17 protein-coding genes are annotated in these 26,093 nt (G+C 38.9%); 6 read left to right on the plus strand and 11 right to left on the minus strand.

The annotated features are described in order from the left end of the window. Positions 1-68: 68 nt before the first annotated feature. Entirely contained in the window at positions 69-1,208 is a 1,140-nt protein-coding gene (locus GD597_RS12820) for an acyl-CoA dehydrogenase family protein (protein ID WP_171608264.1), read from the minus strand. A gap of 385 nt (positions 1,209-1,593) precedes the next feature. Between GD597_RS12820 and GD597_RS12825 the strand changes: the two genes are divergently transcribed. Next, entirely contained in the window at positions 1,594-4,173 is a 2,580-nt protein-coding gene (locus GD597_RS12825; protein ID WP_171608265.1) for a phosphoenolpyruvate carboxylase, read from the plus strand. 127 nt (positions 4,174-4,300) lie between these two features. Here GD597_RS12825 and GD597_RS12830 read toward each other — a convergent pair whose 3' ends face one another. Further along, complete coding sequence (locus GD597_RS12830; RefSeq protein WP_171608266.1) at positions 4,301-5,461, minus strand: hypothetical protein; 1,161 nt, start codon at positions 5,459-5,461, stop codon at positions 4,301-4,303. Positions 5,462-5,735: 274 nt separating this feature from the next. Here GD597_RS12830 and GD597_RS12835 point away from each other — a divergent pair, with 274 nt between their 5' ends. Both GD597_RS12835 and GD597_RS12840 read left to right on the plus strand, forming a co-directional pair. Continuing rightward, on the plus strand, positions 5,736-6,320 hold the full coding sequence (locus tag GD597_RS12835; protein ID WP_171608267.1) for a riboflavin synthase: 585 nt from the start codon (positions 5,736-5,738) through the stop codon (positions 6,318-6,320). A gap of 20 nt (positions 6,321-6,340) precedes the next feature. Next, positions 6,341-7,849, plus strand: coding sequence for a hypothetical protein (locus GD597_RS12840; protein WP_171608268.1), 1,509 nt, complete (start codon positions 6,341-6,343; stop codon positions 7,847-7,849). 13 nt (positions 7,850-7,862) lie between these two features. On the opposite strand, the gene GD597_RS12845 is transcribed toward GD597_RS12840, so the two are convergent. From GD597_RS12845 to GD597_RS12865, 5 genes are all read right to left on the minus strand, one after another. Further along, positions 7,863-9,281, minus strand: coding sequence for a hypothetical protein (locus GD597_RS12845; RefSeq protein WP_171608269.1), 1,419 nt, complete (start codon positions 9,279-9,281; stop codon positions 7,863-7,865). A 262-nt stretch (positions 9,282-9,543) separates the two neighbouring features. Further along, a complete protein-coding gene (locus GD597_RS12850; protein WP_171608270.1) occupies positions 9,544-10,695 on the minus strand; it encodes an acyltransferase family protein in 1,152 nt (383 codons plus the stop codon). 16 nt (positions 10,696-10,711) lie between these two features. After that, positions 10,712-12,568 carry a Fe-S protein assembly chaperone HscA gene (gene hscA / locus GD597_RS12855; RefSeq protein WP_171608271.1) on the minus strand — a complete coding sequence of 619 codons (1,857 nt, stop codon included), beginning with the start codon at positions 12,566-12,568 and terminating at the stop codon, positions 10,712-10,714. A 238-nt stretch (positions 12,569-12,806) separates the two neighbouring features. Beyond that, the gene (locus tag GD597_RS12860) at positions 12,807-13,106 is read right to left on the minus strand and encodes a YHS domain-containing protein (RefSeq protein ID WP_171608272.1); all 300 of its coding nucleotides are present in this window, start codon (positions 13,104-13,106) and stop codon (positions 12,807-12,809) included. A 42-nt stretch (positions 13,107-13,148) separates the two neighbouring features. Then, the gene (locus GD597_RS12865) at positions 13,149-13,325 is read right to left on the minus strand and encodes a hypothetical protein (protein ID WP_171608273.1); all 177 of its coding nucleotides are present in this window, start codon (positions 13,323-13,325) and stop codon (positions 13,149-13,151) included. Positions 13,326-13,520: 195 nt separating this feature from the next. On the opposite strand from GD597_RS12865, the gene GD597_RS12870 reads away from it, so the two are divergent. Beyond that, positions 13,521-13,979, plus strand: a complete 459-nt coding sequence (locus GD597_RS12870; RefSeq protein WP_171608274.1) for a hypothetical protein — start codon at positions 13,521-13,523, stop codon at positions 13,977-13,979. 92 nt (positions 13,980-14,071) lie between these two features. On the opposite strand, the gene GD597_RS12875 is transcribed toward GD597_RS12870, so the two are convergent. Beyond that, entirely contained in the window at positions 14,072-15,442 is a 1,371-nt protein-coding gene (locus GD597_RS12875) for a sulfatase-like hydrolase/transferase (RefSeq protein ID WP_171608275.1), read from the minus strand. Positions 15,443-16,053: 611 nt separating this feature from the next. Here GD597_RS12875 and GD597_RS12880 point away from each other — a divergent pair. Together GD597_RS12880 and GD597_RS12885 are read left to right on the plus strand one after the other, a co-directional pair. After that, complete coding sequence (locus tag GD597_RS12880; protein ID WP_171608276.1) at positions 16,054-18,402, plus strand: TonB-dependent receptor; 2,349 nt, start codon at positions 16,054-16,056, stop codon at positions 18,400-18,402. Positions 18,403-18,439: 37 nt separating this feature from the next. After that, positions 18,440-19,210 carry a DUF4249 domain-containing protein gene (locus GD597_RS12885; protein ID WP_171608277.1) on the plus strand — a complete coding sequence of 257 codons (771 nt, stop codon included), beginning with the start codon at positions 18,440-18,442 and terminating at the stop codon, positions 19,208-19,210. Positions 19,211-19,403: 193 nt separating this feature from the next. Here GD597_RS12885 and GD597_RS12890 read toward each other — a convergent pair whose 3' ends face one another. From GD597_RS12890 to fusA, 3 genes are all read right to left on the minus strand, one after another. Next, positions 19,404-19,976: a helix-turn-helix domain-containing protein gene (locus GD597_RS12890; RefSeq protein ID WP_171608278.1), complete on the minus strand. Its 573-nt coding sequence runs from the start codon at positions 19,974-19,976 to the stop codon at positions 19,404-19,406. An 86-nt stretch (positions 19,977-20,062) separates the two neighbouring features. Continuing rightward, the gene (locus GD597_RS12895; RefSeq protein WP_171608279.1) at positions 20,063-23,188 is read right to left on the minus strand and encodes a glycoside hydrolase family 2 TIM barrel-domain containing protein; all 3,126 of its coding nucleotides are present in this window, start codon (positions 23,186-23,188) and stop codon (positions 20,063-20,065) included. Between the two features lie 324 nt (positions 23,189-23,512). Then, entirely contained in the window at positions 23,513-25,663 is a 2,151-nt protein-coding gene (fusA, locus tag GD597_RS12900) for an elongation factor G (protein ID WP_171608280.1), read from the minus strand. Positions 25,664-26,093 lie beyond the last annotated feature (430 nt).

Below are 26,093 nucleotides of genomic sequence, written 5' to 3' on the forward strand. Positions count from 1 at the left end.
AATTCTGCAGCACAAGTGTGCGACGCAAGGATGTAGATTAACGATAAAAAGATGGGCTAATCATACTGCTACTGCAAACTTTCTCTGGCAATAACTATTTTCTGTATTTCGGATGTGCCCTCGCCAATGGTACATAGCTTGGCATCGCGGTAAAATTTTTCTACGGGGAAATCTTTAGTATAGCCATAGCCACCAAAAATTTGCACCGCATCATTGGCGGTTTTTACACTTATTTCACTGGCGTAATATTTGGCCATGGCAGCTACCTGCGTAACCGGCAGGTGTTTGTTTTTTAAATCGCAGGCTTTATCTATCAATAACTCTGCCGCCATAATTTCGGTAGCCATATCGGCCAGTTTAAAACTAATGCCCTGGAAATTGGCAATAGGCTGGTTAAATTGCTCTCTTTCTTTGGCATATTGTAATGCCGCTTCATAAGCGCCTTTGGCAATGCCCAATGCCAGCGAGGCAATAGAAATTCTGCCACCATCCAATACCTTCATGGCTTGTTTAAAACCATCCCCAACGGCGCCCAGCCTTTGTGTATCGGGAATGATGCAATTATCAAAAATCATTTCGGTGGTTTCGCTGGCACGCATACCCAGTTTATTTTCCTTTTTACCTGCCATAAAACCCAGTGTTTTACGGCTAACCACAAATGCAGTGGAATTATTTTTGGTGCGAGGTGCGCCGGTACGGGCAATTACTACGGCAATATCTCCTGATTTGCCATGGGTAATCCAGCATTTGGTACCATTGAGTATCCAGTTGTTGCCTTGTAGCGTTGCCGTGCATTGCATATTGCCTGCATCGCTGCCGGTATTGGGTTCAGTCAGGCCCCAGGCGCCAATCCATGTGCCATTCGCTAAATTTGGCAGATAGTTTTGCTTTTGTTCCTCGTTACCAAAAGCCAGGATATGGGCTGTGCACAATGAATTATGAGCCGCCAGGCTTAAACCAATGGCACCACATACTTTTGCTATTTCTACAATTATGGTTTTGTACTCAAAATAGCCTAAGCCTGCACCGCCATATTTTTCGGGTACCAATACACCCATCATACCCAGTTTGCCCATGGCTTTAAAAACGGGTAGGGGAAACACCTGCGTTTCGTCCCACTCCATTACAAAGGGTTTTATATGTTGCTGCGCAAAATCCCGGGTGGATTGCGCTATATGCTGTGTAAGTTCATCTGGCTGGAAGTTCATGGCTAACAATTGTTAGGTTCAAATATACTCTTATTACCATTGGAAAAGAATAGGGAGGAGTAAATTTTGATTTTGTATAAGATTATCTAAGTGGAAGCATGATTACCCGTTTATTTACTGGCGCCGTTTTACAGACAAGGAAAATTTAAACTGTGCAATTAAAGCCGCCATTATAGGCAGCCGTACAAGAGTGCGACGCAAGTAAAGCTTAATAGTTATTTGATTGCCGGGTACATCATTTTTAAATTTGAATTACACTGATGAATGTTTGTTATTGAAATAACTACTTTCATTTTTGATAATCTTTAATCAGAAATACATTTATTTGCTATCTTCATGGCTCTTCTAACGATTGTCTGCATAAAATTTAAAAATCAATAGCAAAATGGAAAGCTATTCTAATAACGCCTTGCAGCAATTCAGAAACCTGGTAGGTATCAGGTTTCAATTATACAATAGCCTGTTTACTTCTCTGCCTTTTCATAGGATTGAGAAAACGGGTGTATTGCTTTCGCTTTTTCTGATTCATTGTGAAGAGGGTTTTAGAAAAAACCAAAGTCCGGTAGAAATTGTGGATAGCTTTTTATCGCAATATACCAGCTACCGCAAAGAGCAGGAAGGGCTTGATTTACTATTTCGTTTTATTCAGTATACCGAGCGGCAGGTAGTGTTATTTGATGCGCTGGAAGATTCAGCTTTTAAACAGGTGAACGACCTGAATGGTACGGGTACGCTAAAGCATTTGCAAAGCGAAGTGCAGCAAACGCAAACCCAGGAACAACTGGCCGAAAAATTAAAGGATTTTTCTGTTAGGTTGGTGCTTACTGCTCACCCCACTCAGTTTTATCCCGGGGAAGTATTGGGAATCATCAATGACTTGTCTAAGGCATTAAATGAAGAGAATGCGGCCCTTATTAATATGTATTTACAGCAATTGGGTAAAACGCCTTTCTTAAAAAAGCAAAAACCAACGCCTTACGATGAAGCCATTAGTTTGCTGTGGTTTTTGGAAAATGTATTTTACCCAGCATCGGGTAAAATTTTAATGAGTATTAAGAATGAATACCCCGATTTGGTAAATGCAGCCAACCCAATTATACGTATGGGTTTTTGGCCTGGTGGCGATAGAGATGGTAACCCGTTTGTTACTACTGATACTACATTAAAAGTGGCCGAAGCTTTGCGCAACGGGATACTTAAATGTTATTATTTGGATGTACGCAGAATAAAACGCAGGCTTACATTTAAAGGCGTAGAAGAAAAAATTGCCGCACTCGAAGATACCCTGTATGCCAACCTTTTTGTGCCGGGTGAAGATGCCGGTATTAGCCAAAAAGATATACTAACTGTGCTTACCGATGCACGTAAAGTGTTGATTGAGCAACACAATGGATTGTTTTTACACTTATTGGATAGCCTGATTAGTAAGGTGGAAATATTTGGTTTATACTTTGCATCACTTGATATAAGGCAGGACAGCTCAGTGCATGAAGCCTTATATAGTGCTATTGCAGAAAAAAATGCCGGCTTACCAGAAAATTATGATGAGTTAAGCGAAAACGAAAAAATTGGGGCTTTAACCAAACTAACTGCTTTGCCGGAAGGATTTAGTTTTGATAAGTCTATTGCCAACGATACCCTTATTTGCACCCAAACCATTAAAACCATTCAGCGGTTAAATGGGGAAGCGGGTTGCCACCGATATATTATTAGCCATTGTACCTGTGCATTAAATGTAATGGAAGTATACAGCCTGTTTATTTTAACCGGCTGGAAGGAAACTGATATCAGCGTTGATATTGTGCCTTTATTTGAAACCATTGAAGATCTGGAAAATGCAGCTTCGGTAATGAAGGCTTTATACAGCAACCCTGTTTATAGCAAACATTTACAGAGAAGAGGTAAACTGCAAACCATTATGCTGGGCTTTAGCGATGGTACCAAAGATGGGGGCTATTTAATGGCCAACTGGGGTATTTATAAAGCCAAAGAAGAACTTACCCGTATTTCTAAAACCTATGGAGTAGATGTGGTGTTTTTTGATGGCCGCGGCGGTCCTCCTGCCCGTGGAGGTGGCAAAACCCATAAATTCTATGCTTCTATGGGTAAAGAAATTTCTAATAAAGAAATTCAGTTAACTGTACAGGGACAAACAGTTAGTTCAAATTTTGGCACCATAGATTCTGCTAAGTTTAATATTGAGCAATTAATGCATGCCGGTATTTCTAATGCCTTATTTGCCAGCAAAGAAGTTAATTTGGGCGATGATGACCGGGCATTGATACAAACCCTGGCAGATGATAGTTATGCATCTTATAAAGAATTAAAAGAGCATCCTTATTTTGTAGAATATCTGGCGCATGTTAGTCCGCTGCGTTTTTATGCCGAAACCAATATCGGCAGCCGCCCTGCAAAAAGAGGTGGTACCAGTAAGCTAACGTTAAACGATCTCCGCGCCATACCTTATGTAGGTGCATGGAGCCAGTTAAAACAAAATGTAACAGGTTATTATGGGGTGGGCACTGCGCTTAAAAAATTAGATGAAGCCGGGAAATGGAAAAAAGTGCAAGACCTGTATAAACACTCCCTTTTCTTTAGAACCTTAATGGATAACTGCGAAATGGCCATGAAAAAATGTTATTTCCCATTAACGGCTTATTTGGCAAACCACCCACGGTATGGGGAAATATGGAATATGGCTTATAACGAGTACGAATTAACCATAAAATACGTGCTAAAACTATCTGGACAGGCAGAGCTAATGGGTAGTTATCCGGTAGATCAAATGTCAATAAGTATGCGTGAACGCATCGTTTTACCATTGGCTACCATACAACAATATGCATTAACCAAGGTAAGAGAAATGGAAGAGCAATTGGTAGCAGCACCCATTAAAGATACCTACGGTAAGCTGGCCATGCGCTGCTCCTTTGGAATTATTAATGCCAGCAGAAACTCGGCTTAATTAAGTGGTTGTTGGTGGCAAACTAAGCATCAATATGAAGCTGCCGTTGCGTCGCATTACGTTCATCGTTCGGTTGGTATGGCATCAATAACAAAGCAAGAAAATATATACTGCAATGGCAAATTAGCTATTGCAGTTTTTTATGTAAACCTGGCCTTATTTTAAAAGTGGTATACAAACCAATCCCCGACAGCAATACAACAAAGGGAATAATAGGCATATTAAAACGGTTATTCCAGTCATCGCAGGTTAGCATAACACTTAGGGTAAACACAATCAATAAGCAACTAATATAGCCAGCAAAAACAGCAGCCGTTTTAAACAAGCTGCGTAAACCAATACCCGCAAAAAAATAGAGCGGGTAAAAAAAGCCTATCAGCCAGGCATTGTGCAGGGTGGAATAATAGGTTCTCGTCATGCCCCAAAAAGAAAGCGCTTTTAAACAGGCCAGCTGAAAAAAAGTACCCGGGTTTTGAACAATAAAATGCCAGATGCCCAACAGGTTATTCTCTGCAACTGGCATATTACTTACAGTTTCAGAACTGTTGTAGGGAATATAACACAGTACATTATGTTCCAGTAAGGGTTTCATAAAATCGAAACTGGAGCCAGATTGCATGGCAAAATTTACCAGCAGTATAAACACCACCAAACTGGCCACCGAAAAAAGTGCAGCCAACCACCATTTTCTGGCTTTTATCAAAACAAATAAACCGGTTAATCCTAATACAGGCAGCGTATACATACCTGTTGGCCTTGAAAACATAATAAGCAATAATAATAAAACTATTCCTGCATAACGCTTAAAAGAGGTGGAGGCTATGCCAAAAAGCAGGTAAGAAAAAATAAGTATTAAACTACAAAATATTGATTCTGTGTATAAATATACCGTCCAATATTGCCAGGAGTAGCAGATAATTAGTAAGGCAGTGCCAATAAAAGCGGAGATGTTACTTCCGGTTTTGCGCAATATGGTTTTATAAAAGCAAAACATGCCTATCAGATTAAGGCATAGCTGTATCGCATACACACCGGTAGTTTCAAAACCCAATTGGTAAAACAATACATGCAGCAAAATATATACGCTATAAAAAATGTATTTCAACTCGCTAAAGTGGCCCGTTTGTAGTAGCTGCTGCGCTTCGCCACTATATTTGGTGGCTTCGTTGGTAGTAACTATACCAAAGCTGAATAGTAAAATCAATTGCATTGTTAACCATAAAGCCAGTAATACCAGCAAGGGTTTTGTGGTAATAATCCAACTAATAAACTGTTTGTTTTTTTGCACTTTTTTATTGCTGCGATGATATAAAAATGAATAGCTGCAACAAATATAAGCGGGCTGCAAGAATGAATAAGGAATAAGTGCTTTTAAAAATAGATACAATTGTTTTTATGATAATGATATTGAACAAACCCTATTGCTGCCATAAAAGTGGAACCCCGAACCGAGCGTGGCAAGCGGTGATGCCATGAAATGAGCTGCTGGTTACCTAAAAATTATCATTGCACAGGATTTGCCATGTGTTGAAAGCGTCATCTAAATCATATAAATTGCAGGCATGTTTACAGGAATTATAGAAAATACCGGAGTAGTGGTGCGGGTTGTAACTGCAGGTACCAATAAAACATTTTGGATTAAGAGTGCAATAAGCGATGAATTAAAAGTTGATCAAAGCCTTAGTCATAATGGCGTTTGCCTTACCGTTGAAGCCATTGAAGATGGAATGCACCGGGTAACTGCCATTGAGGAAACTTTGGAAAAAACGAATTTGGGTAAATGGGAGCAGGGTGACACCGTAAATCTGGAACGTTGCATGATAATGAATGGCAGATTGGATGGCCATATTGTACAGGGACATGTAGATGCTACGGCTATTTGTGAGGAGCGGAATGATATGAATGGTAGTTGGGAATACCGGTTTCGATTTCCTGAACAATTTAATAAACTGGTGATTGAAAAAGGCTCTATTGCCATAAATGGAATTAGTCTTACCGTGTTTAATGCAGGAGTTGATACTTTTTCTGTGGCCATAATTCCATATACTTTTACGCATACCAATATGCAACAGGTATTTGCCGGCACAACAGTAAATATTGAATTTGATATCATTGGCAAGTACATTCAGCGGATGACCGGTTTATAAGCTGTATAAATACAATACACATGCGGGAAATGATGACCGATAAACATGTTATATACTCAAAATTATTATTGGTAATAAAAATAATTTTTGCCGCTGTGTTAATGGTGTTTTTTGTGCCATTATTTGTGTTGCCTTTTTTTAATGCTCCCAGCACGGATGATTATTTTTGTGGATTTCATTTGCAACAATTAGGACTTGTAAAATACCAGCAGTATGTGTATACTGAATGTGGCGGCAGGTTTTCGGCAACATTAGCTGGTGCATTGCCTGCATTGAATAATTTTATTTTTGAGCATTATTACCTGCACACGATTGTATTATTAGTACTGAATATTGGATCGCTTATTATATTGTTACATACCATCAATCGATATTTTTTAAAGCAAATCCTAAGTATTTTACAAATTGTAGTTATTGCATTGGTGTTATTGGTGGCGGGTTTAATTTCGGTTCCTGAACCTGCTACATTTTTATTTTGGTACAGCAGTGCCATAACGTATCAGTTGCCTTTAATTCTGCTGCAAATGCAGCTGGCGGGTATGATTTGGTTTTGCTATACTAAAAAAGCTGGCTCAACAACAATTGCTGCCCTGCTAATAAGTATACTGGTAATGGGGATTAATGGGTTTAACGAGCTTTTTTTAATGGCACAGTTTTTTATACTGGGGCTTTTTTATTATGTAAGTACTCCTGCAAAAACAGGATACTTTCAAAAAATAGTATTGCCTGCCTTATTTATTGTATCTGCCTTAGTTGTATTGCTGGCGAATGGCAACGAAGTACGTGCAGAAAGAATTGAACCAAAGGGTATATTCACAGGTATTACTGCTATTGTTTTTCTTGTGTCAGAAATAGGATGGTCCATTTGTAAAAGCCCTTTGAACTGGATGATATGCGTTGCCTTTTTTATATGTGGCCATAAACTAAAAGCGCAATTGCAGCAGCAATATTGGTATGGGCAATTTGCAAAAAAAATGTGGATGTTGCCGGTTTTGGTTTTTGGGTTTTTAATGGTAAGTGTTGCATTGCCTGTAATAGCATTAAAGGGTGGGATGGTGCCTGAAAGGTATTTAAATGGTGTTGTATATATAGTATTATTCGCCTTGTATTTTAGTGCCATTTTATTTGGTGCCAAAACAGAATTTCATTTAAATGCCATATGGTTAGATGCACCTGTTGGTAAAATTTTAGTGTATACCATACTGTGCATAGGAATTTTGGCAAACAGTTTTTTTGCGGAAAGTATAAAGAGTTTAATTGCAGCACCGGTTTACCATGCTATCCTGAATAACCGGACAGAGTTGCTTAAAAAAGCAGCTGAAGAAAATACAATTGCCATTTTACCCACTTACGAAAAAGCATTGGAGGCTCAAATCCAAACCAATTATGGGCAATCCTCTAAAACACTTGTACAGCTGGTATCTCAAAAACCTTCCTTGCTTTTTTTTGAGGATGATCTTGCTACGCCATACTCCATTGATATTCTGAAAAATTATTATGGAGTTAAGGGCATTGAGCTAATCAAATAAATAGAATGGTCTGCTAATGGCTAATTAGTAATGCCGTATCTGTGAAGTTTAGTAGTATAGTTGTGGCATCAATTATTGGTGCATTGCTGCAAGGCCAGCTCATTTGCCCCGTTTTATGAATAGAATATGGAAAACGCAATGGCAATGTCTCGTTTCTTTGAGAACATATTATTACTGTATCGCTGCCTTTATCATTGCATAACCAGTGAATCATTTCTGGTAAACCTTCCCGTAAAATAAGGGCGCCATATTGTGCCTGTGGCACACCGGCTGCAATTATGGTATGCGTTTTATTACCCGTTTCATTTAGGGCGCGTACTAATTGTTTGTTGATTGCACCTGCAAAACGATAATTGGGCGTTATACAAAGTAATGCAATCAGATGAACTACCAATAATAAACCTATGCCAGTCATTTTATAACCAATCTTTATAGTTGAAATGGTAAAAAGTATTCCTGCGGTAATACATATAATAACAATAGGCAAATACAAAAAACGTTCGCCTTCAGTGCCATGCGTATCAATACCTAAAGAGCAATAAGGTAACAGGCAAATTAGAAAACAAAGCAATAATAAATTGATTTTCTTGCGTTGTGTTGCAATTAACCCAATATATACTATAGCCAAAATTGCCCCGCAAACAATGCATGCAATGGGCAAGATAGGATATTGGTCAAAAGGTGTGATAAAACTTCTAGTAATTAATAAAATATAATTTTTACAAAGGGCAAATACATCAGCTTTATACAACAATGCTGCTTCGTAGTTGCCGGCAATTTCATGTATAACGGCATATCTTAACAAGAGATAAATTATAAATACCATCCATACCAAAATCAAATTTTTTATGCCTGATGCTTTGGTTGTTTTTCCGGTGTTAATATCTGCTAACACTATTATAAAAGCCAATAAGGGCAGTACCCAACACGATTCGTAACTTAACAAACCCATGCATAAAAAAATGGTGGCAAGGGCCAGGTGTTTATTGGATTTTTGTCTTTTTAAAAAGTATAACAAAAATAGTAAGGCAAACAAGGTACCCAGCATGGCAGACCGGCCAAGAATCCAAAAAACAGGTTCGCTGTGCATGGCATATACAAAAAATAAAACTGCTGATAAGTAGGCATAAAACCATTGCTCTCTGTTAAAATAAATAATAGTTACTGCCTGCATTAAAAAATATACCAATACGCTGCAAGCTATATGCAGCAATAGATTGGTGCAATGATAGCCTGCTGCATTGGTGCCAAAAAGTTTAAAGTCAAGCATGATGGATAAGTCGCACAAGGGGCGAAAACTATTGTGCTGAAAAATGGTGCCCTGTGCGCTTAAAGGAATATGTATAAAATCATCGTTTTGAAAATACAGTAGCCACGGGTTATAACAATACAATGCCAATGCTGCTATCAGCACTGTAAAAAATAGCATCATATAATGTTGCTTATGCATAGTTGTAATGGGTTATGGGTAAAGTTAAATACTCCAAAGCATTCTTTGCCAATCAGCAAATAAATACATGAGTAGGAGCCGGGCAAAAGTACTTTGCGCAGCTTTACTTGCGTCGCACTCTTGTGCGTCTAGCTCTTAATAGGGCTTATAATTGCAAGCTATTAGTTAACTGCAGGGATATATTCTGCAGTACAAGTGTGCGACGCAAGTAAAGCCTGTGTTTGTTTATACAGCCAGGTCAATATTAATTGGCTGTTGTATTTATGTGTTGGATAAGAGTAAGTTTTTTACGGTACAAAAATGGTTTTTCTATCACTGCATAAGAAATCATGGCCATGATGATAGTAACCATAATAGTGCTTGCCGAAAACAGTAGGGTAGTTATAATTGCATTGCCTGTATTTATATACAGCAGCTTTACGCACAATACAATTGCCAGTGGGTGTAACATATAAATGCCATAAGAGATTTTACCTGCATACACCACCATGGCATTATTTAATAAATGCAATTTTATATTGCTAACCGTAGCACCAAATAAAAAGCCGGCAAATAAAACCGTATATATCAGGTGGGTAAACATGCCAAAACTTGTACCCGATAATACCAATGCCAGCATGATGATAAACAGCAAGATGGCCATTTTGCCAATAAGCTTTTTTTGTGTTTGAACTACTTTAATTTCTGGTGCTTGCAGGTAGCCATAAGCTGCTATGGCACCTGCAGCAAATGCATAAATTTTATAACGGGAAATGTAGATACATAACATAGAAAGTCCGGTATCGTTGCCATTACACCAGTTTTTTGAAATACCTGTAATAGCAATCGATACAGCCGTTAATGCCACAAAAAATGGCAACAATTTTTTATAGGGCAACAGATACAATCCTACAGGAAAGCAGAGATAAAAAAACTCCTCAACCCCCAGTGACCATGTTTGGCCAAAATACAGCACATTCCCAAAATTATGATCGGCAAAGTTGGGCATAAAGCCAAGATAATACCCAAGGGCAGTGAGTTCGTTTTTTGGAAAACTGCCATCATAACCAGGGTATTGAAATAATGGGATAAATGGGAACACGAAAAAAATCAATAGTAGTAAACTATAATACAATGGCCATATGCGTAACATACGGTTTTTATAAAACCTGAAGATATTAATGCGTTTACCGGGCTGGCATTGTTGTTTTTCAATAAGCAGCAAATAAGTAATTAAAAAGCCACTTAACACAAAAAAGAAGGTAACGGCAATTGGCCCTGCATTGCTAAAAAAAGGGGTTTGGTAAAAAGAAGGCAACCCAAATTTCTCTTTAATTATTTCTGCATGGCCCAATACAACAAATATGGCAGCAAAAAAACGCAGACCATCTAAATTGTAAAATCGCTTTGCTGTCATACAGCAAACATAGTATTTAAATTGATTTGCCTTTCAACGCTTCACCAATGGCTACATCCATTACTCTTTCTGCAAAAGGGGTTGAAATGGCGTTTAAAGCTTCAATTTTCTGGTGTATCAGGTCTTTATCCTCCATGGTTAAAGCCAGTTGCAATGCCTGCATGGCAGCAGCTGTTTCTGTAATTTCTGTTTGGGTTAAAAGTGTACTGTTTTTTACCAGGAATTTTTCAGTTGTTTGCAATATCTGTTCACCTTCGGTGCGGGCTTCTACCAGGGCCCTTATTTTAATATCATCTTTGGCATGTGTAATACTATCCAGCAACATTTTTTCTACTTCCTCATCGCTAATGCCGTATTGTGATTTTACTTCAATACTTTGTTCAATTCCACTTCTTAGCTCTTTTGCTTTTACCAGCAAAATACCGTCCGCATTTATAAAGAAGTTTATCTCAATTTTCGGAAAACCAGCAGGCATGGCCGGTATACCACTTAAGTTAAATTCGGCTAGTTTACGGTTATCCTTTACCAAATCTCTTTCCCCCTGATACACGGAAATGCGTAAACCGCTTTGTCCATCTTTTTGGGTAGTATATTGTCGCCCTGCTTTTGTAGGTATTTTGGTATTTCGGGGTATTAGCACATCCATTAAGCCACCCATGGTTTCAATACCTAAACTAAGGGGTGTAATATCCAGTAGTAAAAAATCTTTGTTATTACCAGCCAGTATATCAGCCTGTACAGCTGCGCCTAATGCCACCACTTCGTCCGGGTTAACTGTGTCATTTACTGGCTGTTTAAAAAATGCACTTACGGCTTCTTTAACCGCAGGTACACGGGTACTGCCACCCACCATTACCACAGTTTCAATTTCTGCTGCGGTAAGGCCTGCATCGCTTAATGCATTGGTACAGCATTGTATGGTTCGGGTAATTAATGGTGCAATCAATGTTTCAAAAACGATTCTGTCAAGCGTTAAGGTATCGCCGTTACTTTCAACACTAAAATGGTCATGATTACTTAAATGCTTTTTTGCATCTTCGGCACGTAAACGCAGGGTTTGGGCCAATTCTTTATTCAGGTGCAGGTCTGCTTCGGTTATACCAAATTGCTGCATCCAGTATTGTACAATTACCCTGTCAAAATCATCTCCGCCCAAATAGGTATCACCATTGGTGCTAAGCACTTCAAAAATACCTGCTGTTATGCGCAGAATAGATATATCAAATGTGCCACCACCCAAATCGTATACGGCAATAGTTTTTTCTTCCTCCTTATGTAAGCCAAGTCCATAAGCCAAACTTGCTGCTGTAGGTTCGTTTACAATGCGCAGCACATCCAGGCCGGCCAGTTTACCTGCATCACGGGTAGCCTGCCGTTGTGCATCATTAAAATATGCCGGTACAGTAATTACAGCTTTTGTAACCGGTGTTTTTAAGATATGTTCAGCACGTTGTTTTAGTTCCTTTAATATAAACGACGATAAATCAATAGGCGAATAAAACTTATTACCCACCTGTACTTTTACCAGGCTTTCTGTGTTATCGTCAATTACTTTATAGGTAAAAAAGTTGGCGTTATTTTTAATGTCATTATAGCTTTTGCCCATTAACCTTTTGGCGCTAAAAATGGTGTTGGCAGGGTCGGTTTCCAGGTATTGTTTGGCCGCTTCACCAACAATAACTTCGCCATGTTGGGTAAAGTGTATTACACTTGGTACCAGGCTGCTGCTGTCATGTTCCTTCAATGCAACCGGTTTTTTGGTCTCGGGGTGTATAATAGCCACCAAACTATTGGTAGTGCCCAAATCAATACCCACAATCATTTCTTCCTGTTGTAAACTGCCGGTAGCTATATTAATTGCAATTTTTGCCATATTATTTTATCGTATTTGGAGCCCGGCGCAGGTACAGGCATTAAACGCCTCTTGCGTCGCACACTTGTGCGTTCGGGATTTTGCTCAGCATAAAAGCAAAGCAATTATGCTCCATTTTTTGAGGCGCAAAAATATAACATTCATTCTTGCCTATAGTTGCGAATGTAGAAACTAATATTGGGCAGGTGCAAATTAGCGCCTGCCCAATATTGATTTAGGACTTAAAACCGGCAATTAATTATTTCTGAGCGAGGTAGCCATCGGGGTTTTTCAAAAATTCGTCTTTACATTCTTTGCTGCAAAAGCCATAAATGGCACCTTTATACAGGGAGGTATCACCCAAGCCCGCAGAAATAGGCATGCCGCAAACCTTATCCTTATCTGCTGCCAGCGTAAGCGAGCTAAGATTGTTGCTAACAGTTGTATCAACTGTTGTCATAGCGGTTGTATCTTTTGTTGCTGCTGTTTTATCGGCACTTTGGTTGCAGGCAAATAAAACGATGGTGCATAGTGCTAATGTAATTACTGTTTTTTTCATACTGCTAAATGGTTATTTATTTGCCAAAAGTACAACAGGTTATTAAATTGCTGTTGTAAAAGCTGCATTGTTTTCTGTAGTACAAGTGTGCGACGCAACGGCTGCCTGATGGAAAGTTCCTGTGCCTGGTACAAAAATTACCTTATTATTATTAATTGCCGTTTCAATTTTTGCAACATATATGAATTCGGCTTTTTTACTACCAAATAGCATTTCCATATTTAGCGATTTGGTGTATGTATAAAATCATAATTACAGGTTAAATCATGCATATCCTGCCTTAATGTACAGTACCTTTACGGCTCAATCTCCCTAAAATATTGCAGATATAAATACGTTTCTTTTCTTGAAGAAATGCATGTGCAATGAAATATTATTTTTTATAATGATATCCTTTAAATAAACCAATGCGTCATGAAAAAGACAGTTGTATTAATTAGCCTGGTAGCAGCCATTATTGTATTCATCACCTCTTGTGAAAAAGAAGGTGGTAATAGCACAAAAATTAGCAGGTATAACGAAACAGAAAGCCATAATATTGGCCAGAATTGTATGAATTGTCATAAAAGCGGCGGCGAGGGTGAAGGCTGGTTTAATGTGGCAGGTACCGTATACGATGATACCCAAACCAACACGGTTAAAAATGCCACCATTAATCTTTATACCGGTATGGATGGAACGGGTACATTGAAATACACTATTCAGGTAGATGGGCTGGGTAATTTTTATACCACAGAACCTATTGATTTAACCACACCGCTCTACCCAAGCGTAACCGGAAGTACCAGCACCAATTATATGTCAACCAGCATTACAACAGGTGCTTGTAACAGTTGCCATAATGTGAGTACCGGAAAAATATGGGCGCAATAAAATACTTTAAATACAGTAAAATTGAATATCAAAGGGGCAGTGCATTGCCCCTTTGATATTATTAACAGGCCCAGTAAAAAATACGAGCCATACTAATTATGCATGGTATTTAAAACCGATTGTAATTGTTGTTTTATTTGTTTTTGTTCGGTAGTAAGATTTTTGGTTAAAATTGGGATTACTTCCAGTGTATCTACAGCAATATTTACAAATTTGCTTTTATTAATACTATCATATAATTTATAAGTATTTGTTTGTGCCCAGCGTATCAGTTTGCTGTTTGCGTATGGCTGCGAATGGCAAAAACTCCAGGTACGTAATGCATTGGTAGAATTATAAAAGGAACTATTAAAATCTACTCCATCATATATCTGTCCGTTAAATGGCATTTGTGTGCCGGCAATTGATGCCAGGGTTGGCATAAAATCGGGTAAGTTAATCAGGTTCTCATTTACTGTTCCCGGGTTAATATGATCGGGCCATTTAATAATAAAAGGCACATGTATGCCATATTCAATGGGGGTACCTTTACCACCATCTACTAATTTTCCCCTGAATAATGAAGTAATGCCTTTTGGTGTTCCATTATCACTAATAAAAATAATAACTGTATTTTCTGCAATCCCTTTCGCTTGTACAAAACTTACCAGTTCACCTACTTTTTTATCCATATATTTTACCATGGAAGGGAAGTAGGTATTATTGGTTTTTGTGCCATTTACCCATGTTGCATATTCCGGATCATCGGGTGTAGGCGAAAAGGGCAGGTGGCATAAGCTCATAGGGTAGTAAACAAAAAATGGCTTATTAACTGCGGATGTACTATCAATAAAAGATTTTATAAAATCGGTAAACATATCATCGGCATATTTGCCATTGGTTACCGAATCGGGCAGAAATGCATTGTTTTGGTATAAATGCGGGTTTTTATACCGGTAATTATTTTCTGCATTTTCTTCTGCAACTGTTGCCGGTGTAAATGGTAAAAACAAAAGATAGCTATCAAAGCCGGTTTTATGTGCGGCAGCACCGCCACCATCCAGCTGCCATTTGCCTGCAACACAGGTTGCATAGCCCGCATCCTGTAAAAGATTGGCAATGGTATGCTGACTGGTGTCTATTAGGCCCCAGCCAATATAATTTCTAAAGTTATATTTACCGGTAAGGAGCATAACCCTGGAAGGTGAACAAAGTGGTGCTGTAAGGCAATGGGTAAACTGCATGCCACTTTGTGCCAGTGCATCAATATTGGGTGTTGTATAAGACTGGCCGCCGGAATATGTGGGCACTTCGTATCCAATATCATCGGCCATTATTAAAATGATATTGGGTTTTTCATTTGTAAGAGACGCGGATTGTTGACTGCTTACAGGTTGCTTTTCAATTTGTTTGTTGCAGCTAGTACTTCCTATATAAAAAAGCAGGCAGCAAAACATTGTTTTGGTTGAAACAGAAGGGTACATTGTATTTTGTTTTGGTGTATAAAATCTTTGGTCGCAAAACTGTTAGGCAGGTTAACAGAAAGTATTGGATTTTTTATACTCCAAAAGAGTTGAAATTATATACAGATATAAAATTAATTTAAATATGTATTTGCTGGACTTAAATTTTGCTAAATACAGGCAGTTTAACCGGCATTTTTTATTGTTAACACTGAAGTATACTCGTAACAGCTTTTTACCAACAAATCATTTTGGGGCTACCATCTAATGTCATATGGTAACTAATGCCGGGCTTTCCGTTACAAGTCCTCACTCACTATGTTCGTTGCGGGCTTTTCACTGCAATCCCGCAGCCCTTCAGCTGTATTTATTAATTGGGCTGTTGATATTGTTGCATAGTAATACTGCTGTACAAGTGTGCGACGCAAGTAAAGTTGCCCATAGGATAATAGATGGGCTAATAGCTATTAACATTTTCTTGTAACCATTTACCTGTTGGTTTGTTAATAAGCCAGTAACAAATATTACCGCTTATATAAATGCATTTCCATCAACAGGGATTATAGGGTAAAAAATATATTGGGCGGTATCTTTGCGGCGTTGTAACAGCAATTGTATTTAAATAAAAAGGCATGCAAACAAAACAGTATAAGGCAAGTATTTTAGTATTTCCGGTTTTAATTTTTATGCTATTGTTTCAGGTAGCAGCATATGCACAACAAAAATTTACCATTAGTGGTAATATAAAAGATAAAAAAACAGGTGAGTCACTAATTGGCGCAGCTATTAAACTTCAGGAACTTAATGGGGGTACGGTTACCAATTCATATGGTTTTTTTTCGCTAACAGTACCTGCCGGAAATTATAGTTTATTGGCCAGTTATGTGGGTTATGAAACGGTGCAATTAAATATTACACTAAGTGCCAACCAGCGTTTAAATATTGAATTAGATAATCAGGCAAAATTGCAGGATGTGGTGGTAAGCAACAGAAGAAAGAATGACAATATTACCAAGCCTTTAATGGGTGTGGAGAAAATTAATATCAGCGAAATAAACCAGTTACCTGTTTTGTTAGGTGAGAGGGATTTGCTGAAAAGTATACAGTTATTACCGGGCATTAAAAGTGCCGGTGAAGGCAATAGCGGTTTTTATGTACGTGGTGGCGGTGCCGATCAAAACCTGATATTGCTTGATGAAGCACCCGTATATAATGCAGCGCACCTGCTTGGCTTTTTCTCCACCTTTAACTCGGATGCCATTAAGGATGTTACCTTGTATAAAGGAGGCATGCCGGCGCAATATGGCGGCAGGTTATCAAGCGTGGTAGATATTAAAATGAAAGATGGTAATAATAAGGATTATGATGTTAGTGGCGGTTTAGGCCTTATTTCCTCCCGCCTGAATATTGAAGGACCAATTGTAAAAGACAAAGGTTCTTTTATAATTAGTGGCAGAAGATCTTATGCTGATATGTTTTTGAAATTATCTTCTGATTCATCATTAAAAAACAACCGTATTTATTTTTACGATCTTAACCTGAAAGCCAATTATACCCTGGGTAAAAAAGACAGGTTGTATCTCTCCGGTTACTTTGGCAGGGATGTATTGGGCTTTGGTGAAACCTTTAGTACCGACTGGGGTAATAAAACTGCCACATTGCGCTGGAACCATATTGTAAGCAATAAAATATTCAGCAATACCTCTGTTATTTATAGTGACTATAGTTATAAAATAAAAATAAAATCTGGTACTGATAAGTTTATAATTACCTCGCAAATACAGGACGTTAATTTAAAGCAGGATTTTGATTACTTTATAAATAACAACAGTAAGATAAAATTTGGTGGTAATATCATTAGGCACAATGTGTCTCCGGGCCGTATTGAAGCAGAAGCCACATCCAATGTAAAAAGCAGCGTTATACAAAGCCGCTATTCCTGGGAAAGTGCATTGTACGGTTCGCATGAGCTTGCACTTGGAGAAAAAACCAATATAGTGTATGGCCTTAGACTAAGTAACCTTACCGCTACAGGTCCCGGTAATTATTACCAGTACGATGCCAATGGCAATACCATTGATACATTAACTTATGGCAGTGGTGAAAAAGTAGCCAGCTACTGGAATATTGAGCCCCGCTTTAGTGCCAGCTATCAGCTAACCACACAAAAATCCCTAAAGCTGTCTTACAACCGAAATGTACAAAACCTGCATTTATTAAGCAATGCCACCAGCTCTACCCCAACTGATTTATGGCTGCCCAGCACCAATAATGTACAACCAGAAATTGCTGATCAGTTTGCATTGGGTTACTACCAAAACTCAGCTAATAATGTGTATGAGTACAGCGTAGAAACCTATTATAAAAGTTTACAAAACCAAATAGATTACCGCAATGGCGCCAGCTTGCAGGCAAACGATAATGTGGAAAGTGAATTATTATATGGCAAAGGCCGTGCATATGGCATTGAGTTTTTTGTAAAGAAAAAAACTGGTCGCTTAAATGGATGGATTGGTTATACGCTTTCTAAAACCGAACGCCAGTTTGATGAAATAAATAACGGCCAATATTTTAATGCAAGACAGGATAGAACCCACGACCTAAGTGTGGTTGGCATTTATAAATTAACCCCAAGGTGGACCTTATCCAGCACATTTGTATATAGTACGGGTAATGCCGTAACATTCCCCAGTGGAAAATACTTTGTAAACGAACAAACCATTTTTTTATATACCGAGCGTAACGGATATAGAATGCCTGCTTACCACCGACTGGATATTGCCGCCACTGTAGAAAATAAAAAGAATACAAAACGTAAATACCAAAGCAGCTGGACATTTGGATTGTATAATGCCTATGGCCGTGAAAATGCCTATACCATTACATTTAAAGATGATCCTAATGATAAAACAAAAACCATTGCTGAGCAAACAGCACTTTTCAGGTTTGTGCCCAGCATTACCTGGAACTTTAAATTTTAATAAACATCAACCCGCTTAACTGGATAATATAACAGTCATGAAAAAAATATTTCTAATCGCTTTTATAACTGCAATAGCTGTTTCGTGTACCAAACAAATAAATGTTGATCTTAAAAATGCTGATCCGCAATTGGTAATTGAAGGCAATGTTAGCAATAGTGCCGGCGCAGTGGTAAATATTTCCAAAAGTGTACAATTTGGCAGCGGCAATAGTTTCCCGGCGGTTAGCGGGGCTGTTGTTTCTATTACAGATAATCTTGGTACCAGTTATACCTTAGCAGAGCAAAGCCCCGGCGAGTATACTAACGATGATTTAACGGGCGTACCTGGCCGCAGCTATACCCTCAATGTTGCTGTGAATGGAAATGCCTATACCGCAACTTCTGTTATGCCCAAACAAACCAATTTGGATACACTGCTATTTGAACAAATTATTTTTGGCAACGAAACCATCTGGATTGTAAAACCTCAATATACCGATCCCGCAGGCTTTGGTGATTATTATAAGTTTATTGAAAAAATAAATGGTGTTCGTTATCCCAATATTTGGGTGTGGGACGATAATTTTACCAACAACGGCATAAGTACCCGGCCGTTAATTCAAACGGATAGTACCATAGCCATTGGCGATACTATTGAAATAGAAATGCAATGTATTGATAAAAATATTTTCCGCTATTTTACTGCTTTAACCGAAGTACAATCAAACGCTACCACGCCGGCAAACCCCGATACTAATATTAGCGGTGGTGTGTTAGGCTATTTTAGTGCGCATACCAGCCAACGCAAAAAGGCAATAGTGCAATAAAAATGTTTTAGCCAGGCTGAGGTACCATATGCGGCTTTACTTGCGTCGCACACTTGTGCTTTCTGTACCAATTTGGGCTTTTACATATTTGCAAAAGCCCATAATTATTCTAGAGTAAAAGTGTGCGACGCAAGTAAAGCTATATTACTATTCTGTTGCCGGGTCAATACATATAATTAAACTGATACCGGTTTTACTTTTCGTCAAAGAAATAGATGACCAACATTTCGTAGGGCTCGGTGCTAAGGCATTGTGTAAGGTGCTGCTGGCGTGCATCGTAGTAAAATGAGTCGCCTGTTTCCAGTATATATTCTTTGCCTTCGATGGTATATTTGGCAATACCTTTTAGCATATAATTAAACTCGTGGGCTTCTGTAGAAACATAACCTTTTTCTGAGTCCTGAGATTGTTTGTACAAAACAATATCTACCAGCCTGTTATTAATTTTAAAAGAGGTAATGCGATAATACTGCGAGCCTTTGGTAAACTCTTTTTCAAACAACTGATGTTCTGAGGCTTTTATTACAAGTGGTTCGTTGGAGGCTTCTGTTGCCAGGTTGTCAAAGAAATCGTTAAGGTCTACATGTAAAGATTTTATGATGCTTAATAAAACTGCCAGCGATGGTACAGTACGGCTATTTTCTATCTGCGAAATTAAACCTTTGGTAACACCAACATCTTTGGCAAGTGCTTCCAGTGTTATTTTCTGGTCTTTTCTTTTTTCCTTGATTCGGTTACTTATTTGCAGTATAATATCGTTACTCATATGGTGGTTTTAAGCATACACTAAAAATGATTATTATACACATTTAGTAATGGCATAATAATCATTTCAGGAAGGTAAGATATTTACTATTTGCTTATAGGTAGTATTAAATAACTGTAAACATATTTGGTATAAGGCAAGCGGTATTTATCCAGTGGCCATTCGCCCCAGCTATTGATACCACCAACACCCATTTGCTGCAGGTCTATATCAAGATGTATGCTGGCATCGTACTCCAGTTCGCCGCTATGTGTTTGCAATTTTTCGGGCCCCGGATATAACTGATCTGGGGCATAAGGCAATACATTTAAGTTTAATAAGGTATCGGTAGCTGCAATCATAATGCCGGTGCCATCTTTACGGGTAAGTTTTGCCCAGCGGATATCTGTTTTATTACCGCTTTCCTGAGGGCGTATATAAGGGTAGTACTGGTCTTTAATCAAGCCGTTATAATCCCCTATAAACGCAGCAGCTTTTCTATCCCAATAATTCTCTACCGGTCCGCGGCCATACCATTCTACGTTTATCAAATCAACCGTTAATTGCAGATGGTTACCAAATTTAAACAGCATAGTGTGTTTGCCTTTAATGGCATTGAAAGTGTTCGTTACTTTTATAGCTCCGGTACCATCAAATGCAAATTCCTGTGTTAAAGATGCATCGCCATTTAATAGCGTTTTTTCTACAGTAACAATTAGCCAGCCTTCAGCATTTTGGGTGCTGGCTTTCATACTTGTTAATACGGCATTGTTGCCGGCATCTTTCCATTCAAACATTCTCTTTTGCAAACCAGCACCAAAATCATTGTCGTTTGGTGGGCGCCAAAAATTTATTTGCGGCCCTTTATTGAATATGGTTTTATTACCCAGTTTAAAGGATATAAAATTGCCATTTTTATCAAATGCAGCAGTAAAACTTTTATTGCTTAATTGTAAAGATCCATCGGGCATGGTAGCCTGATTTATTTTTTTGGCAGAAGGGCTGTAGGCAAAATTAGTTCTCTCTGTAAGTTTAAATTCATCCCATGCCAATGGTGTATTGGCTTTTATCAGGCCTTCATCAGCTTTGGTAATGGCCGTAACCCTCAAATAATATTCATCATTTGCAGTCGGAAGGGTATAAGGTATTTGTATAGATACTGTTTGCCCTGGTGCCAAACTTTGAACGGCCAGATTGCCACTGGCAATTTCTTTACCCTGTTTTAGTAATTGCCAGGTATAATAAAAATTGTCAAGCGATTTAAAGCTGTAAGTATTTTTTATGTCAACCGTTTTTTTATCGTTCTGTAAGTTCATTTTTATGTATTGGTACACTTTACGCACTTCGTATGCGTGTGGGTTCCAACTACGTATCGGGTTTACAAGGCCATTACATAAAAAGTTGTTATCGCTAGGCGTGCCCGGTGGTCCCCAATCGCCGCCATAACCCCAAACCTGTTTGCCATTTTTTTCCAGATACATTCCCTGATCTACCCAATCCCAAATAAAACCACCCTGTAAGGAAGGATAGCGTTCAATAATGTCCCAATACTCTTTAAAGTTGCCATCGGTATTACCCATGGCATGTGCATATTCGCACATGATCAAAGGCTTGGTAGGGTTGTTAGTGGCATACCTCACCAATTCGTTGGGCGATGGATACATGGGGCAATAAACATCTGAGTTCCATTCCAGTTCAGCTCTTTCGTAGTGTATAGGTCTTGAGGCATCCATACCTTTTATCAGATGGTAGCCCTGATAAAAATTATAACCATTGCCAGCTTCATTACCCATGCTCCACATAATAATACAAGGATTGTTTTTATCCCGTAAAACCATGCGTTTCATACGTATTAAATGTGCCTGTTCCCAAACAGGGTTATTGGCCAGCGTTTTATCAATATCATAGCCCATACCATGCGATTCTATATTGGCTTCATCCACCATGTATAAACCGTATTCATTACACAGGTCGTACCAATAGTCATCATCAGGATAGTGGCTGTTACGTACTGCATTGATATTCATTTTTTTCATTTCAGTAATATCCTGCAGCATTCTTTCGCGGCTAATTACCTGATTGCTATACGGGTCACTTTCATGCCTGTTTACCCCTTTTATATAAATGGCTTTACCATTCACCAATAGCTGGCCATTTTTAATTTCGACATTCCTAAACCCAATTTTTTTATTAATTACTTCCACAGGTATTTTTTTCTCATTTAGCAGGCAAATCTGCAGGGTATACAGGGTAGGTATTTCGGCTGTCCATGCTTTGGCACCTGCAAATTGGTTATGGAAATGGAGTTCTGTTTTACTACCATTGATGCGTTTTAAACCAAATGTTTTTTGCAAGGTATCTATTATCACAACTCCATTTTCATCAATCAGTTTTACCTGTACTGCATAATTGTTTTTTGCTTCGGTGCTTTCGTTCCACGCCTGTACTTCAATATCCAGGTTGCCATCTTTAAACTGATTGGTAAGGGAAGGTTTGGCAAAATAATCGTACAAATGTGTTTGTGGGCGGGCATATAAATAGCAATCTCTGCTGATACCGCTTAAACGCCACATATCCTGGCATTCCAAATAACTGCCATCTGTCCAGCGCCTTACTTCCATGGCAATTAGATTGTCGCCTTCTTTTACATAATCAGTAATGTCAAATTCACTTTCCAGTTTACTGTCTTTACCCAGACCAACTTCTTTGCCATTTACATATAGCCTGAATGCAGATTTTACAGCACCCAGGTGTAAATACACTTTCATACCCTTCCATTGAACCGGAAGCATAAATGATTTTCTGTACCCGGCAGTTGGTTGATCAATACTATCTGGTATATCTGGCGGGTTAGGTTTTTTAGGCGAAAATTCGTAAGGTATATTGGTGTAAATGGGCGTTCCAAAACCTTTAAATTCCCAGTTGGCGGGTACCGGAAACTCGCCCCAGCTGCTGGCATTGTATTGCAGAGAGTAGAAATCCTGTGGTAATAATGCCGGGTTTTTTACCCACATAAATTTCCACATGCCGTTTATGGATAAATAGCGGTTGGAGTGTGCCGTATCTCCTTTGGCGGCCAATGCTTCATTTTCGTAGGGAAAATAATTGGCCCGCATGGGCATTCTGTTAATTTCCTGGATGGCAGGATTTTCAAACAAGGCATCGTAATGTGGCTGTGCAAATACAATAATTGTACAATTGACAGCAATTAGTAGGGAGAGTATTTTTTTCATACAACGGTTATATTACCCAAAGTAAAACAATGCTTTTTGTAATGGCAAAAAATGATATTAATAAGTAGGTATTTAAACAAAGGCAGGGGGTGACCCGGCCAGGAATAAGGGGCGGCATTACTTGCGTCGCACTCTTGTACTGCAGTAATACTATGGTGCTTTTTACCTGCTGCCATATAATCCGAACCCCGAACCGAGCGTGGCAAGTAAAGCTTAATAGCGCGGTGTACCCTGGCCCCAAAAAAATAGCCGGGCACAAAAAACCCCGCTTCATTTTACTGAAGCGGGGCTTTATTATAACGTAGAAAGAATTAGCAATTCGTATTAGTCTTCTACTTTTACTTTACCTTTTTGTTTGGCAATTACTTCCTCTGCAATGTTATTTGGTGCAGGGCTATAATGGCTAAACTCCATGGTAGAAGTTGCACGGCCACTTGATAATGAACGCAGTTGGGTAACATAACCAAACATTTCGCTCAAAGGCACTTTGGCTTTAATTACCTGTGCATTACCACGTGTGTCCATACCTTCCAGCATACCACGACGACGGTTTAAGTCACCTGTAACATCACCCATGTATTGGTCTGGTGTTACCACCTCCACTTTCATAATAGGCTCCAGCAAAACAGGTTTTGCTTTACGGGCTGCTTCTCTGTAACCGCCTCTTGCACAAAGCTCAAAGCTCATAGCATCAGAGTCAACCGCGTGGAAACTACCATCAAATACACGAATTTTCATGTTATCTACAGGGTAACTGGCCAACACACCTGTTGTCATAGCAAGTTTAAATCCTTTTTCGATCGCAGGAACAAATTCACGTGGGATAGAACCACCAAACAGGTTATTTACAAACTGGTAATGTTCTTTTGGATTAGCTGCCAGCCATTCAGCATCAGCAGGGCCTAATTCAAACTGAATATCAGCAAACTTACCACGACCACCGGTTTGCTTTTTAAGCACTTCACGGTGTTCTACAGTTGCATTAAAGGCTTCTTTATAGGCAACCTGAGGATTACCCTGGTTAATTTCAACCTTAAACTCACGTTTCATACGGTCTACAATAATTTCCAGGTGCAACTCACCCATACCACTTAAAATGGTTTGGCCGGTTTCTTCATCAGTTCTTACACGTAATGTAGGATCTTCTTCTACCAGTTTGGCAATAGCCATACCCATTTTATCAACGTCGGCCTGTGTTTTTGGTTCCACAGCTACAGAGATTACCGGTTCTGGAATAAACATGTTTTCCAAAACAATTGGATGGTTTTCATCGCAAAGGGTATCTCCGGTTTTAATTTCTTTAAAACCTACAGCTGCACCAATATCACCTGCTTCAATTTCAGGAATTGGGTTTTGCTTGTTGGCAAACATTTGCATAATACGGCTAATACGCTCGTTTTTGCCACTGCGCATGTTTTTAACATAAGAACCTGCATCTAAATGGCCAGAGTAAACCCTGAAGAATGCCAAACGACCAACGAATGGATCGGTCATGATTTTAAATGCCAATGCTGCAAATGGTTCTTTAGCATCTGGCATGCGCTTAATTTCTTCACCGGTTTCTGGGTCTGTACCTGTAATAGCACCTACATCAATAGGGCTGGGCAGGTAACGAACTACATTATCCAGCAAGGTTTGAACACCTTTATTTTTAAATGCACTACCGCAAAGCATTGGTACAATGCTAAGGTCAATAGTTGCTTTACGTACTGCTTCATGTACTTCATCCTCTGTGATGGTATTAGGATCATCAAAGAATTTTTCCATTAGTTTGTCATCATACTCGGCAACAGCTTCAATCAATTGTGTTCTCCAGTATTCAGCTTCCTCCTGCATATCGGCAGGAATTGGAATTTCTTTATAGGTTGCACCCTGGGTTTCGTTATCCCAAATAATGCCCTTCATTAAAATAAGATCTACAATACCTTTAAAATCATCCTCAGCACCAATTGGTAACTGTAATGGTACAGATTTGGCACCCAACATTTCACGCACCTGCTTAACAACGTTTAAGAAGTCAGCACCAGAGCGGTCCATTTTGTTAACAAAACCAATACGAGGTACATTATAACGGTTAGCCTGGCGCCATACAGTTTCGCTTTGTGGTTCAACACCATCAACCGCACTAAACAACGCTACCAGACCATCCAATACACGCATAGAGCGTTCTACCTCTACTGTAAAGTCAACGTGACCCGGAGTATCGATAATATTGAATTTGTACTTTTTAGTATCTGGTAAAGGTTTGCCCTGTGTAGTAGGGAAGCTCCAGTAGCAGGTAACCGCAGCAGAAGTAATGGTAATACCTCTTTCTTTTTCCTGTTCCATCCAGTCGGTTGTTGCCGCACCGTCGTGTACTTCACCAATTTTATGGCTCATACCGGTATAGTACAGAATACGCTCTGTACAGGTGGTTTTGCCCGCATCAATGTGCGCTGCAATACCAAAGTTTCTCTGTAATCTTAAGTCCGCCATGACTTTTTGTATTTGTATTTATTGTTTGTTTTGTATAATTCCGGCTTTATAACCCTGTGGGATCGTCTCTTGCGTCGCAATCCGTTCATCGTTCCGAACTTTTATGGGCAAAATGCAATGGCCCATTTTTTCGAGCCGCAAAGGTAAAGGAATTTAGCATACAGAAAATAGTTAAGCCAAACTTAACCTAAACACAGCCTTGAAGCTGCTGATTTATGCTTGAAACGGGCCATTATGGCCTAAAATGGTCCGTTGTTTTTACTCTATTTGGTGTTTAAGGTTCAAGCTTACTAGCTTGGGTATTATAATCCGGGATCAATTTTCCCAATTCAGGCTAAAAAAATATACTTCTTTGTAAAAGCTCCTGCCAATTTCTGCTTTGCAAAGACTCATTTTTTGTATTTTTAATAAATAACAATTGCATTAATTA

Origin of the sequence: Limnovirga soli (genome assembly GCF_013106755.1) — a bacterium.
Lineage (GTDB): Bacteria > Bacteroidota > Bacteroidia > Chitinophagales > Chitinophagaceae > Limnovirga > Limnovirga soli.